Source organism: Halomonas sp. PR-M31, assembly GCF_001039575.1.
In the GTDB taxonomy this organism is placed as follows: domain Bacteria; phylum Pseudomonadota; class Gammaproteobacteria; order Pseudomonadales; family Halomonadaceae; genus Modicisalibacter.
The window spans coordinates 40,955-53,379 of record NZ_JIBT01000002.1 but is presented as its reverse complement, the minus strand read 5'-3'; the positions used below and the strand labels follow the sequence as shown (position 1 = coordinate 53,379).

The following is a 12,425-nucleotide window of genomic DNA, read 5'->3' as shown; positions in this document are numbered from 1 at the left end:
CGTCAACGATCGACGTCTTTTTCAGGGGCAGGAAATGCTCCGGCCTTGGGAAAGAGCCGGAGCGGCGTAGTTCAGGGCGTCTGTTGGCTGTAATAGGCAGCGATGTTGGCGATATCCTCATCGGATAGCTGCTTCGCCTGAGGCGCCATCATCATCGCCATACCCCCGCCACGCTGTCCTTCACGATAAGCCTTGAGGGCGCTTTCCAGGTACTGAGCGGACTGGCCCGCAAGATTGGGATAGATCGGCGCTGTCGCCTTGCCATCCTTGCCGTGGCAAGCCACACAAACGGCAATCTTTTCAGCGCCGGCGTCCGCATCCCCCGCGGCTTGAGCGGTAACAGCAAATGTCGCGCAACTTACTAGTAATGCAGTAGTTAGAATTTTCATAACTAGACTCCAAAATGCTTCTTATGCTCCTCAAAAACCCACTCAAATAAAACACGAATGGGCCGGTCAGCACGATGATGCCCGCACTTTAGGTGCAAGTAAATTGACGGAGGTCATGTTTTTCCGCACAAAGATGACTTCTATCAAGGTTGATGAAACAAGATACTAACTTAGTAATTGACCAGGATGCGGGCGAAGAATAATCTTTAAAAAGCATTTTAAATGCATATTAAAGGCGTGTTCGATCCTGCCCACAGAAGGCCAGGTCTGCAACGCCGCAAAATGAGAAGGGGGGGAATCACATGGCCGATGGTCTTACTAAATCGGCGGCACGCAATATCTTCTTTGGCGGGTCGCTGTTTTTCTTCTTGCTGTTCGCCGCGCTGACGGCCCACAGCCACTGGTACATGAAGACGTCATCCACCAACGAGGAGACGCTGACCGCTTCGGTAAAGCACGGCAAGGAAGTATGGGAAGAGCATAGCTGCATCAACTGCCATAGCCTGATCGGAGAGGGTGCCTACTTCGCGCCGGAGCTTGGCAACGTCTGGGATCGTTATGGTGGACGTGAAAACCCCGAAGCCGCACGCGCGGGGCTCAAGGCCTGGATACAGTCCCAGCCGCTCAATGTGCCGGGGCGTCGCCAGATGCCCCAGTTCAACCTGAGCGACGAAGAACTGGACTCCCTGGTCGATTTCTTCAAGTGGACCGATTCCATCAATACCCAGGACTGGCCGCCTACCAAGTCAGGCTGATCGATCGCGCATATCGAAGGGTGCAAGAAAGACAAGGGTTCAAGAACACAGGAGCATCGAACCGATGAAATATGAAACACAATGGGTGGCCTACCCCTTCTTTGCCGTTGCGATGTTGTTATTCGCGCTGCAGATCGTGTTTGGGTTGTTGGCCGCCACCGTCTATGTGGTGCCGGAATTCTGGGCGGAATTCATGCCCTTCAACATCATCCGCATGAGTCACACCAATCTACTGATCGTGTGGCTACTGATCGGCTTCATGGGCTGTACCTACTTCCTGATGCCGGAAGAGGCGGAGCGGGAGATTCATAGCCCGATGATTGCCTACATTCAGCTGGGTATCTTTGTCATCGCCGGAGTGGGCGCGCTGGTCAGCTATCAGCTCGGCATCCATGAAGGGCGCGAATTCCTTGAACAGCCGTTTTGGGTCAAGGTGCTGATCACTATTTCCTTTCTGATGTTTCTCTACAATACCAGCATGACCTTGCTCAAGGGCCGCAGGACTGCCGTCAACATGATTCTCATGCTGGGGCTGTGGCTGGCGGCGGTGTTCTGGCTGTTCGCTTTCTTCAATCCGAGCAACCTCGCCCTGGACAAGCTTTACTGGTGGTGGATCGTGCACATCTGGGTAGAAGGGGTATGGGAGCTGATCATGGCTTCTCTGCTGGCCTACCTGTTGATCAAGATGACCGGGGTGGATCGCGAGGTCATCGAGAAATGGCTTTATGTCATCATCGGCCTGGCGCTGTTCTCGGGCCTGTTGGGGACCGGTCACCACTACTACTGGATCGGCGCGCCGGGCTACTGGCAGCCCATCGGCAGTATCTTCTCCACTCTTGAAGTGCTGCCATTCTTCGTCATGGTGATGTTCGCCTTCAGCATGTTCTGGAAAGGCCGGCGCAATCACCCCAATAAGAGCGCCATGCTGTGGACCCTGGGCAGCGCTGCCACGGCCTTTTTCGGTGCCGGCGTATGGGGCTTCATGCACACCCTGTCTTTCGTGAACTACTACAGCCACGGTACCCAGGTCACCGCCGCTCATGGCCACCTGGCCTTCTATGGCGCTTACGTGATGATGGTGCTGGCGGTGATCACCTACGCCATGCCGCAGATTCGTCGGGTGCAGCCCTACAATCAGATCATGAACATGTGGAGCTTCTGGATCATGACCTCCGCCATGTGCTTCATGACCTTTACCCTGACCTTTGCCGGTGTGGTGCAGACCCACCTGCAGCGAGTGCTGGGCATGAACTACATGGAAGTGCAGGACCAGCTCGTGCTGTTCTACATCATGCGCCTGGGCGCGGGTGTGGCGGTGGCCGTCGCCACGGTGCTGTTTCTCTATGCCATTTTCGGCAGGGTAAAAGAGCAAATACCCGCAGGCGGACCGCAAATCGCCGCCAATACCAGTCCTACCTTTTGATGCGATAAGACCCCACGGTCTTGCGACAAGACCGTGGGCTGCTGACTTTTTACCCTGGAGCGCTGTATGACTCTTTCCGAAGTTGCTTCTACCGCCTCTGCCCGGCAGGCGTGCCAGGAGGCGCCGTTCTACCAGCCGGTAGGCAACGAATGCGAGCTGTTCGAGCACGCCTATCGTCAGCGCCTGCCCCTACTGCTCAAGGGCCCGACCGGCTGCGGCAAGACCCGTTTCGTCAGTCATATGGCGGCGCGATTGGGCAAACCTCTATTTACCGTTTCCTGCCATGATGACCTGACCGCCGCCGACCTGACCGGGCGCTATCTGCTGCAAGGCGGCGAGACCCGCTGGGTCGATGGTCCTCTGACCCGGGCCGTGCGCGAAGGCGGCATCTGTTACCTCGATGAGGTGGTGGAAGCGCGTAAGGACGTCACCGTGGTATTGCACCCGCTGACCGACGATCGTCGCCTGCTGCCATTGGAGCGCACCGGCGAGCTGCTCGAGGCGCCGGACGACTTCATGCTGGTGGTCTCCTATAACCCGGGCTATCAGCACATCCTGAAGTCGCTCAAGCCCAGCACCCGTCAACGCTTCGTCGCCCAGACCTTCGGTTTCCCGCCACCGGCGGTGGAGCGGGATATCGTTGCCCGGGAAAGCGGTCTGTCCGCGGACAGATGCAGTGCTCTGGTCAATCTGGCGGCGCGGTTGCGCGACATGAAGGGCCAGGATCTGGAAGAGGGCGTATCGACACGTTTGTTGGTCTACTGCGCTACCTTGATCGTCGCCGGCATGCCCATCATGCAGGCCGCCCGGGCGACCCTGGTAGAGCCGCTATCCGACGACGACGATGTGCAAGAAGGATTGATGGAGGCTATTGAAGCAACTTTCGGCGGATAGCGAGAACACACGACTATGAGCAAGCTGGATTTTCTTGAAGTGGAGGAGTTCGTCGGGCGCCACTGGCATCGCTGGGCGTCCAATGCCACCAGCTATCCGCATTACCCCGAGGCAGCGGTCCATCTCGAGGATCTGCGCGTCGTGCTGGGGGTGTTTTTCCGCGCCAGCGGCGGCGAAGCCGGCCTGGAGGTGGCAGCCATCGCCGCGCGCAATTCGACCCATCGCCTGAGTCTGCGTCAGCGCCTGGGCTTCGATGAAGAAACCCTCGATATCGCTCGGCGCGACGAGGAAAATCTGCTGCTGCCTCCCACTCTCGATCTGTTTCCCGATACTGCCCTCAATCGCGATCTTTATTTCTGGCTAGCGGCTTTCCTGGCCCTGGCGCGTCGCGTTCCACATCATGAGGATCCGCTGCGCCAGGACATCGCCTGGCTGCGTGACGTTGTAAAGACGACCCGTCGCGTCCTGGCCCACTTCCCCGGACTGCAAGAGCGCCATGCCCGGCTTTGTCAGGCGCTGCTGTCCGTTCGTCCCAAGCGCCGCCTGCCGGCGACCGAGGCTGCGGTCGAGGCCGTGATACTGCGCCTACTGGGTGATCCTCGAGGGTTAAGCGATGAGGCAGCCGAACTCGAGGCGGCAATTCGTGATCCCGACACCCCCTTGGATGCCTTTCAGGCGCCCCGGGGCTATCGTCCGCCGCTTCCCGTGCCGCTCTGGGCGCAGGTCGTCGAGCTGGGTCATCAGGGTGAAGTCCGACCCGAGGGAGACGACGAGGAGCCAAGCGATCAGCAGGCCCAGGCGGTGACTCAAGGCAAACGCAAGGCAGAGCGTCGGCGCCAGGATCAAAGTGAACGCAAGGACTCGCTGATCTTCAATCGCTTCGAGAAAATGCTCTCCTTTGCTGAGATGATCAATCTCAATCGCATGGTAGATGACGAAGAGGACAAGAACGCCAAGAGCACCGCGGAACAGATGGAGGAGATCACCCTAAGCCCGAACCAGCAACGGGCAGCGTCCCAGCTCAAGATCGATCTGGACCTGGCGCCGGAGGCAATCAGCGGCGAACGCCTGCGGGGCAAGCATCTTTACCCCGAGTGGAACCATCGCAAGCAGATCTATCTGCCGGATCATTGCGCGGTGCTGACGGACCTGCAAAGCGAGGAGGGCGAGGACTGGTTACCGGACGACACGACCCGGCGGCGTATTCGTCGGGTGCGGCGGGAGTTCGAGGCGCTCAGGCCGCGTCGCGAAACCCTGCGCGGCCAGCTCGATGGCTCTGAGCTGGACATGGACGCGATGATACGTGCCCATTGCGATCTGGCCGCCACCGGCGAGACCAGCGATCGCCTGTATCTGGCAACGCGACAGCAGGCTCGAGACCTGGCCGTGTCGATTCTGGTGGATGTGTCACTGTCCACGGATGCTTGGCTGGAGGATCGGCGGGTGCTGGACGTGGAAAAGGAAGCCCTGCTGGTGCTCGGCCATGGCCTGTCCGGTTGCGGCGACGACTACGCGATCCACTGCTTTACCTCTCATCGCCGTCAAAAGGTATGGGTCAACACCCTCAAGACCTTTGAGGAGCCCATGAACGAGCGGGTCGATCGACGCATCGCCGCCCTCAAGCCCGGGCGCTACACCCGCATGGGGCCGGCCATTCGTCATGTGAGTCATGAGTTGACCCAGCGCTCCAACCGGCATCGGTTGTTGCTGGTACTCACCGATGGCAAGCCCAACGATACCGACTATTACGAAGGGCGTTATGGCATCGAGGATACCCGCCGGGCGATCCTCGATGCGCGGCAGCAGGAAATAAAGGTGTTCGGTGTGACCATCGACCAGGAGGCGCGGCAGTACATTCCGCATCTGTTCGGCCGTGGCGGCTATGCCATCGTGCAAAAGCCGGAGCACCTTTCGTTAGCATTGCCGGGAATCTACCGTCAGATCATCGCCAACTAAGGAGCAAGCCAATCATGACTGCACGCGCCGTGATCGCGATACTGCTAGGGGCGGTGATTTTCTTGGCGGTAATCATTCCCGTGGCCTGGATCATCAATACGCAGGATTGGGGTGTTGCGATGATCTTCCCCGCGCCCTTTATCGTCTATGGCCTGATGGTCTTGGTACGGCGATTGGACGACTGGGTGCGGGCCGCCCCCAAACGGCGCCGACACTGATTGGTCGTGATTAATCAGATAAGAAGATTGGCCCGGGCCGCCAGGTAGCCCGACAAAATCAAGCCCAGGATCACCAGCGCCAGCCCAATGAAAGCGCCTTTCCAGGCCGGTGACGAGACGCGCAGGTTGAGATAGATCATCAATACCTGATGCGCCTTGAAGCCGGTGCTGATCAAGACCAGCAGCGCGGACCACAAGGGAAGCGCCAGCCAGTGATCTCCGGCATCGAGCCGGGCGGAGATCATGGAGACTAGCGTCAGCGCTATCAGGATCAACCAGGTCAGCACCAAACGGCGGGTGGTAGGATGCGTCGTCATGTCCATCTCAATAGCCTATCTATCTTGATAACTACCGTAATAGATAGATCAGTGGGTAAAGCAGAATCCAGATCAGATCGACCATGTGCCAGAAGGCCGTGGCGGTCTCCACGTTGGCGAGGGTGGTGCGCCAGGTCACCAACGCAAGCACTCCCAGGCCGAACAGCACATGGGCGAAATGAAAGCCGGTCAATAGATAATAGAAGGCAAAGAAGGTGTTGGTGTCAGGCGTCAGACCGGCGCTGAACTTGTCGATATATTCAGTCATCTTTATGCCACAGAACAAGACGCCCAAGGCCATGGTCGCCAGCATCCAACGCCGGCTGTGGCGTACATGACCTCGCGCCACCGCGTTCACCGCCAGCGCCGCGAACAATCCGCTGGTCAACAGCACCATGGTGTTCAGGCCGCCGATAATTGGGTCTAGCTGCTGCTGGGAGGCGTCGAAAAGTGGCTGCTCCGCAGCGCGCATCCAGGCATAGAGGCCAAAAGCGGCGGCGAACACCAGCATCTCGCTCAGGATCAGCACCCACATCAACGGGTTGCCGGGCAAGGCGGATAGCGGGCCCCAGTCGCTATCGCTATCGACGGCGTCGCTCTTGATAGCGTCGTCCGGCAAGGTTTCATTCGGTGAAGGCTGCCCGTGTTGCGATTCAGTCATGAAAGCGTACCTTGGCGCCACCGAACCCCAGGCTGCGTGGGTTATTGATGGGATGATTGGCCATCAGGCGATGAATACCCACGCCGCAGCGGGCCACCATCCATACCAGGCATGTCGTGAAGAACAGATAGCCAAGCCCCCAAGCGATGCCCGGGGCGGCATCAAGATAGCCCAGCAGGTTCCATAACAGCAGACCAATGCCACCGGCCACGACGCCGAGCCAGAAGGTGCGAATCTGAAAGCGCAGATGGCTATCGACCCACTCGGCGCCGCGCCCCAGCTTGAAGTGCGCGATCGCCACGCCAAGCGGTGCGGTAACCACTGCCATGACGCTGCCCAGGTAGAGGGCGTAAATCAGAACCGCAGCGCCACGGCCCGGCGAGTTGGCCTTGCGGGCAGCAAAGTCATCATCGTTTCGTTCGAGGTCGATTGGCATGCGTCATCCCTCTTCAGCGTTCGAGGTGGGGCAGCTTGTCGGGAACGCCATCCCACTCCTCGGCGTCCTCGGGCGGGTCCTGCTTTTCCATGATGACCGGCCACTGCTCTGCCAGCTCCGCGTTGAGTTCGATGAAGTGACGCTGGGAGTCGGGTAGTTCATCCTCGGCGAAGATCGCCTCCGCGGGACATTCCGGCTCACACAGGGCGCAGTCGATACACTCGTCCGGATTGATTACCAAGAAGTTGGGGCCTTCATAGAAGCAGTCCACGGGGCAAACTTCCACGCAGTCGGTGTACTTGCATTTGATGCAGTTTTCAGTGACGACAAAGGTCATGAGCATCTCCAGTTTTTTAAGATGCATGTCAAGCACATCTTAAAGCCTGGCGCTTATGGCGGCAATCATCCTTGAGTGACGGGCGTAGAAATCGATATGCAGGAATTGAGAATGCCAGCGGCAGTCAAGGCTGCAAATCCAAAATGTATGCCATATATTGTGCTTGTTATCATTGCAGGGGCTATATGTTGTGGTGCTGCCTGACGGCAAGAAATGACATTTTCTTGATGTGAGTCATGATTGATGGAGCCAAGGCTGATTAGGATGGCCCGCATTCGAGCACCTTGCACCCTCTGAGAAATGGTTGCAGCCGTATGATTTATGGCTCGAGTTTTGCCGGCAGGCTACCAGCCGGCCGGGATTTTTCTTAATTTCAGAATGTCTGGAGATTTCTCCTCATGAGCACTTCCGCCAACGCCGTCAAGACATCCAACGAGGTGCCATTGCAGGTACCTTCTCGCGATATCTGGGATTCCAAGTATCGTTGAAGGATCGTCACCAGCGGCCCGTCGACAAGGACGTTCGGGCAACCTACGAGCGCGTGGCACGTGCCCTGGCCGCAGTCGAAGGTGACAAGGCCGAAGAGTGGTTGGAGAAGTTTCGCTGGGCCCTGGAAAACGGCGCCACTCCCGCCGGGCGCATTCTTTCCAATGCCGGCGCCGAGGAATACAAGCCCGCGGTCAGCCTGATCAACTGCACCGTGTCGCGCACCATTCGCGACTCCATGCAGGACATCCTCGGTTCCGTGGTGGATGCGGGCATGACGTTGAAGGCGGGTTGCGGCATCGGCTATGAATTTTCCACCCTGCGTCACAAGGGCGCTTTCGTGTTCGGTGCCGGGGCAGGCACCAACGGCCCGCTGGCGTTCATGGATATCTACGACAAGATGTGCTTCACCGTGGCCTCCGCCGGCGGTCGTCGCGGGGCGCAGATGGCGACCTTCGACGTCGGCCATCCGGACGTCAGGGAGTTCATCGAAGCCAAGCGCGAGGCCGGGCGACTGCGTCAGTTTAACCTGAGCCTTTTGATCACCGATGAGTTCATCGAAGCGGTCAAGCAGAATGCGGACTGGCCCCTGGCGTTTCCGCTGCATCCCGGCGAGAAGGAGGACGTCAAGCCCGAAGACGTCATTTACCGCGACTGGCCGGTGATCGAGGACGGCTACACCCTCGACGACGAAGGCCGGGTGGCCTGTCGCATCGTCGAGGTAATCAAGCTCGCGAGCTGTGGGACACCATCATGTCCTCCACCTACGACTTCGCCGAGCCGGGGTTCATTCTGATCGATCAGGTCAACCGCATGAACAACAACTGGTTCTGTGAGGAGATCCGGGCGACCAACCCGTGCGTGACGGCGGATACTCGATTGCACACTCAATATGGCCAAATACCAGTTGGCGAGCTCTACAGGTGTGGTGATGAGCTTGAGGTGACCGTCGACAAGCGTGCGCTCGAGACAGGCGACAGAGGAGTTGAAACTCGTCCTGCTGTACCCGCTTTCATGACCGCCAAACAGGCTGATGTTTACCGGGTAACGACCCAAGAAGGCTATGAGATCAAGGCCACTCGGTGGCACGATTTCTACACCCAGCGCGGCAAATTGCCTCTCGAGAAATTGCGTGAAGGCGACAGCCTCTGGGTGCAATCCGACAAGGGGCAGTTCGGCAATGAAGGCAACGAAAAGCTGGGAACGCTGCTGGGGATGATCGCCGGCGACGGGCATTTTACTCACCGTGGCAATGGCCTCGAAGCGGTACTGATCAATTTCTGGGGCCAAGGCCGGGAACTTGCCGATGTTACCGCCGACTATATCAACGGATTGATAGCCGGCGCGGCGCTGACGGCGCGTCAGTATCGAGTCGCGCCGGTCAGCGTGGCTCAACGTAGCCACGTCTTCATTCGTTCGGTAATTCTGGCGCGCCTGCTGGCGCACTATGGCTTTACGCACGAGACCAAGCTCAAAGTGCCGGAAGTGGTATGGCGTGGCAACGAAGAGTGTGTAAAAGGCTATCTGCGCGGACTTTTTCAAGCGGATGGCACGGTACAGTGCGATGATAGGAATGCGTATTGCACGATTCGTCTGTCTTCGAGCACGCCAAGTATGTTGAAAGACGTGCAGTCGCTGCTGGCCAATTTCGGCATTTTATGCCGTATTCTCAAACGCCGCGCCGCGGGCACTCGTTACTTACCCGGCGGCAAGGGCGGTAGCAAGGAATACGTCTGTCAGGCAGATTACGAGTTATTGATCGGTGCTGAATCCCGGGATCGTTTCATGCAGGAAATTGGTTTTCTGACCGAAGCCAAGAACCAAAAATATCGGCAATGGCATGCAATGCGCAAGACTGCCAAGCAGGATGCGTTCCTGGCCAGGGTCAACAAGATCGAGTACGTTGGCTGCGAACCGGTGTTCGATACCACCCAGAAAGACAAAAATAATTTAATTTTCAATGGCTTGGTGACAGGGAATTGCGGTGAGCAACCACTTCCGCCGGAAGGCGCGTGCCTGCTGGGGTCGATCAATCTGACCCGGTTCGTGATCGAGCCCTTTGGCGAGAATCCGCGCTTCGACTGGGAGCGCTATCGCAAGGTGGTGGCGATCTTTACCCGGATGCTCGATAACGTGGTGGAGATCGCCGGCTTGCCACTGCCCGGCCAGCAGCGCGAGATAGAATCCAAGCGCCGCCATGGCATGGGATTTCTGGGACTCGGTTCGACCATGGCCATGCTCAAGATGCGCTATGGCAGCGACGACTCCCTGACCTTTACCGATGAGGTAAGCCGAACCCTTGCCCTCGAAGGCTGGAAGGTAGCGCTGGAGCTTTCCAGGGAAAAGGGCATGGCGCCGATTCTAGCCGAAGAGATCGAGATTACGCCGAAGATGATGCGGGAGCGTCCGCAGCTGTCCAAAGACGGCTACGAGATCGGCGATAAGGTGCCCGGGCGTATCCTGCATGCTCGCTACAGCCACTACATGCAGAAGATCGCCGAGATCGAACCGGAGCTGGTGGCGGCACTCGCGGAGCACGGCGCGCGCTTTACCCATCACTCTTCCATCGCGCCGACCGGCACCATCAGCCTGTCCCTGGGCAACAATGCCTCCAACGGCATCGAGCCGTCATTCTCCCATCGCTATTATCGCAACATCATACAGGCCGGCAAGAAGACCAAGGAGCAGGTCGAGGTGGTCTCTTTTGAGCTTGCCGCTTATCGCCATTTCGTAGCGCCGGATGCGGTGGAAAGCGATCTGCCGGATTATTTCATCACCGCGGATGCGGTCACGCCGAAACAGCACGTAGCGGTACAGGCGGCGGCTCAGACCTGGATCGACTCCGCCATTTCCAAGACCGTCAACGTGCCCACGAACTTCCCGTTCGATCAGTTCAAGGATCTCTATCTGGATGCCTATGAAAGCAGGCTCAAGGGTTGCACCACCTTCCGCTTCAACCCGGAAACCCTACAGGGCGTGCTGGTGCGGGAAGAAGACCTGAACAACACCACCTATGTGTTCGAACTGGAAAACGGCGAGTCCATCGAGCTTTCAGGCAACGAGAAAGTGGTCTACGACGGCGAGGAGCACAACGCCGCCAACCTCTACGATGCATTGAAGGAGGGCACCTATGGCAAGTGGTAACCGCATCGCGTCATACCCTGAACTCAGACTCATGCCCGTTTATAGAGGAGCCTTGTGATGACCGTCGAAATCACATCCAGGATCGTGGGGTATCACGTCAAGCAGCCTCAGGCAGAACCTCATGCAGGAGCGCAGGCAGGGTTGCAGACAGGACAGCAGGCAGAATTGCCGCTAAGCGAGGAGGACCCGCTGACGCTGCGCATTCCATCGCGCCCGGAAGGCACGCTTGAAGCGGTGTCTGAAAAGATCTCCTATGTCGGCGCCGAAGGGCGCAAGAAGGTCTATGTGCTGGTGGCCTTCATGCCGGTGGAAGGGGTGCTGGGTGGCAAGCAGGTGGTCATCGAACGACCCGTGGAGTTCTTCTTTCCCTCGGGCCAGCTTTCCAGCGAGCATCAATGGATCACCGCCACCATGCGGAGCCTGTCCCTGGCGGCTCGGGGCGGTTATGTCACCCAGGCCCTGGCGGATCTGCGCAAGGTGGCCTGGGACAAGGGCCTGGTACGCTGTGGCATGAATCGCTGGAACAAGCCCATGTTTCACGATTCCGAAGTGTCGGCCATCGCCTGGTCCCTCCAGCAGATACTGTACCGCCGTGGGTTCGTTGATGCGGATGGCATCCAGGTGCCGGTGAACGAGCTGGCTCAGCGCTATGCCCAGCGTCTTATGCATGGCCATCCTTGGCAGCCGCCCGAACCGGAGGAAGTCAACAACGCGGTGCAGGAAAAGAGCGCCGGAGCGGCGGTGGTGGGCCACTGCCCGGAGTGTCGCGGCGAGCTGATCATGATGGACGGCTGCCCAACCTGCTACGCCGGCTGCGGCTGGTCGAAATGTGGTTAACGCGTGAACGAAGTGATTCTTCTACTTTAGTCGTGGTTCGACGGCTAATATAATGACGGCTCATTCGAATTTACTGTTCAAACAAGGAGTAAGTCATGGATGTAACGAAGATGGGGCTACGCGGTGTGATGATGCTTGCGTTAAGCGGCGTCGCGTTGATTGGACTAAATGGCTGCGCTAGTGACAGCAGCGCCGTGCAAAAGGAAGGCACTTCCTATCTGGTCACGGGGCTTGGGGACGATCAGGACGAAGCGTTGGACAATGCCAAGGAGAAGGCGCTGGATCAGTGCGACGAAGTGGACCGGGACAAGTTCACTATCCTCGAACAGAAGATGCTGAGCCCGGGGCAGCAACCCCCCAACGATGGACAAGATGCATTGAGCGGCACCACTGTCACCGAGGACACGGATCTTGATGGTTTGTCCGCGGATGAAGATCAATACACCGCTGCCTGGACCATTCGCTGCGAGTGATGGATCGTTTTTGATGGCATCAAAGCCGCAAGACCAAACCCAGACACGCTCAGAGCGTGTCTGCGGAAAACGGCTACACTGTCAGAAGAGTATGATGAC

14 protein-coding genes are annotated in these 12,425 nt (G+C 58.2%); 9 read left to right on the top strand and 5 right to left on the bottom strand.

From position 1 onward, the window contains the following. Nucleotides 1–71 precede the first annotated feature (71 nt). On the bottom strand, nt 72–389 hold the full coding sequence (locus CH74_RS01275; protein ID WP_048305676.1) for a cytochrome c: 318 nt from the start codon (nt 387–389) through the stop codon (nt 72–74). A 302-nt stretch (nt 390–691) separates the two neighbouring features. Here CH74_RS01275 and CH74_RS01270 point away from each other — a divergent pair, with 302 nt between their 5' ends. The 5 genes from CH74_RS01270 (at nt 692) to CH74_RS01250 (ending at nt 5,635) form a co-directional block, all read left to right on the top strand. Beyond that, on the top strand, nt 692–1,144 hold the full coding sequence (locus CH74_RS01270; RefSeq protein ID WP_048305675.1) for a cytochrome c: 453 nt from the start codon (nt 692–694) through the stop codon (nt 1,142–1,144). 64 nt (nt 1,145–1,208) lie between these two features. Further along, a complete protein-coding gene (locus tag CH74_RS01265) occupies nt 1,209–2,567 on the top strand; it encodes a cbb3-type cytochrome c oxidase subunit I (protein WP_048305674.1) in 1,359 nt (452 codons plus the stop codon). A 66-nt stretch (nt 2,568–2,633) separates the two neighbouring features. Beyond that, nucleotides 2,634–3,461 carry a CbbQ/NirQ/NorQ/GpvN family protein gene (locus tag CH74_RS01260; protein ID WP_048305673.1) on the top strand — a complete coding sequence of 276 codons (828 nt, stop codon included), beginning with the start codon at nt 2,634–2,636 and terminating at the stop codon, nt 3,459–3,461. Between the two features lie 15 nt (nt 3,462–3,476). Further along, nucleotides 3,477–5,417, top strand: coding sequence for a nitric oxide reductase activation protein NorD (locus CH74_RS01255; RefSeq protein WP_048305672.1), 1,941 nt, complete (start codon nt 3,477–3,479; stop codon nt 5,415–5,417). Nucleotides 5,418–5,431: 14 nt separating this feature from the next. Then, nucleotides 5,432–5,635: a hypothetical protein gene (locus tag CH74_RS01250; protein ID WP_048305671.1), complete on the top strand. Its 204-nt coding sequence runs from the start codon at nt 5,432–5,434 to the stop codon at nt 5,633–5,635. 14 nt (nt 5,636–5,649) lie between these two features. Here CH74_RS01250 and CH74_RS01245 read toward each other — a convergent pair whose 3' ends face one another. Genes CH74_RS01245 through fdxA form a run of 4 tightly spaced genes read right to left on the bottom strand, consistent with a single transcriptional unit; the run spans nt 5,650 to nt 7,386 of the window. Then, entirely contained in the window at nt 5,650–5,952 is a 303-nt protein-coding gene (locus CH74_RS01245; RefSeq protein ID WP_048305670.1) for a cytochrome C oxidase subunit IV family protein, read from the bottom strand. A gap of 31 nt (nt 5,953–5,983) precedes the next feature. Beyond that, nucleotides 5,984–6,613: a cytochrome c oxidase subunit 3 family protein gene (locus tag CH74_RS01240; RefSeq protein WP_216594678.1), complete on the bottom strand. Its 630-nt coding sequence runs from the start codon at nt 6,611–6,613 to the stop codon at nt 5,984–5,986. Then, nucleotides 6,606–7,049 carry a hypothetical protein gene (locus tag CH74_RS01235; RefSeq protein ID WP_048305669.1) on the bottom strand — a complete coding sequence of 148 codons (444 nt, stop codon included), beginning with the start codon at nt 7,047–7,049 and terminating at the stop codon, nt 6,606–6,608. The genes CH74_RS01240 and CH74_RS01235 overlap by 8 nt, the downstream gene beginning before the upstream one ends. Nucleotides 7,050–7,062: 13 nt before the next feature. Continuing rightward, a complete protein-coding gene (gene fdxA / locus CH74_RS01230; RefSeq protein WP_048305697.1) occupies nt 7,063–7,386 on the bottom strand; it encodes a ferredoxin FdxA in 324 nt (107 codons plus the stop codon). A gap of 484 nt (nt 7,387–7,870) precedes the next feature. Here fdxA and CH74_RS19210 point away from each other — a divergent pair, with 484 nt between their 5' ends. The 4 genes from CH74_RS19210 to CH74_RS01215 all read left to right on the top strand — a co-directional run bounded on the left by CH74_RS19210 (nt 7,871) and on the right by CH74_RS01215 (nt 12,326). Beyond that, the gene (locus CH74_RS19210) at nt 7,871–8,668 is read left to right on the top strand and encodes a ribonucleotide reductase N-terminal alpha domain-containing protein (RefSeq protein ID WP_172656289.1); all 798 of its coding nucleotides are present in this window, start codon (nt 7,871–7,873) and stop codon (nt 8,666–8,668) included. Continuing rightward, entirely contained in the window at nt 8,626–11,016 is a 2,391-nt protein-coding gene (locus tag CH74_RS01225; protein ID WP_253272882.1) for an LAGLIDADG family homing endonuclease, read from the top strand. Before CH74_RS19210 ends, CH74_RS01225 begins: the two co-directional genes overlap by 43 nt. Nucleotides 11,017–11,073: 57 nt before the next feature. Next, on the top strand, nt 11,074–11,853 hold the full coding sequence (locus tag CH74_RS01220; protein ID WP_048305668.1) for a hypothetical protein: 780 nt from the start codon (nt 11,074–11,076) through the stop codon (nt 11,851–11,853). A 95-nt stretch (nt 11,854–11,948) separates the two neighbouring features. Beyond that, a complete protein-coding gene (locus tag CH74_RS01215) occupies nt 11,949–12,326 on the top strand; it encodes a hypothetical protein (protein ID WP_048305667.1) in 378 nt (125 codons plus the stop codon). The last annotated feature ends 99 nt before the right edge of the window (nt 12,327–12,425 follow it).

Excerpts from the sequence above, each read along its gene's own strand:
- CH74_RS01240 (WP_216594678.1), bottom strand. The coding sequence starts at position 6,613 with ATGACTGAATCGCAACACGGGCAGCCTTCACCGAATGAAACCTTGCCG.
- CH74_RS01215 (WP_048305667.1), top strand. The coding sequence starts at position 11,949 with ATGGATGTAACGAAGATGGGGCTACGCGGTGTGATGATGCTTGCGTTA.
- CH74_RS01245 (WP_048305670.1), bottom strand. The coding sequence starts at position 5,952 with ATGACGACGCATCCTACCACCCGCCGTTTGGTGCTGACCTGGTTGATC.
- CH74_RS01270 (WP_048305675.1), top strand. The coding sequence starts at position 692 with ATGGCCGATGGTCTTACTAAATCGGCGGCACGCAATATCTTCTTTGGC.
- CH74_RS01250 (WP_048305671.1), top strand. The coding sequence starts at position 5,432 with ATGACTGCACGCGCCGTGATCGCGATACTGCTAGGGGCGGTGATTTTC.
- CH74_RS01260 (WP_048305673.1), top strand. The coding sequence starts at position 2,634 with ATGACTCTTTCCGAAGTTGCTTCTACCGCCTCTGCCCGGCAGGCGTGC.
- CH74_RS01220 (WP_048305668.1), top strand. The coding sequence starts at position 11,074 with ATGACCGTCGAAATCACATCCAGGATCGTGGGGTATCACGTCAAGCAG.
- fdxA (WP_048305697.1), bottom strand. The coding sequence starts at position 7,386 with ATGACCTTTGTCGTCACTGAAAACTGCATCAAATGCAAGTACACCGAC.
- CH74_RS01255 (WP_048305672.1), top strand. The coding sequence starts at position 3,477 with ATGAGCAAGCTGGATTTTCTTGAAGTGGAGGAGTTCGTCGGGCGCCAC.
- CH74_RS01235 (WP_048305669.1), bottom strand. The coding sequence starts at position 7,049 with ATGCCAATCGACCTCGAACGAAACGATGATGACTTTGCTGCCCGCAAG.
- CH74_RS01275 (WP_048305676.1), bottom strand. The coding sequence starts at position 389 with ATGAAAATTCTAACTACTGCATTACTAGTAAGTTGCGCGACATTTGCT.
- CH74_RS01225 (WP_253272882.1), top strand. The coding sequence starts at position 8,626 with ATGTCCTCCACCTACGACTTCGCCGAGCCGGGGTTCATTCTGATCGAT.
- CH74_RS01265 (WP_048305674.1), top strand. The coding sequence starts at position 1,209 with ATGAAATATGAAACACAATGGGTGGCCTACCCCTTCTTTGCCGTTGCG.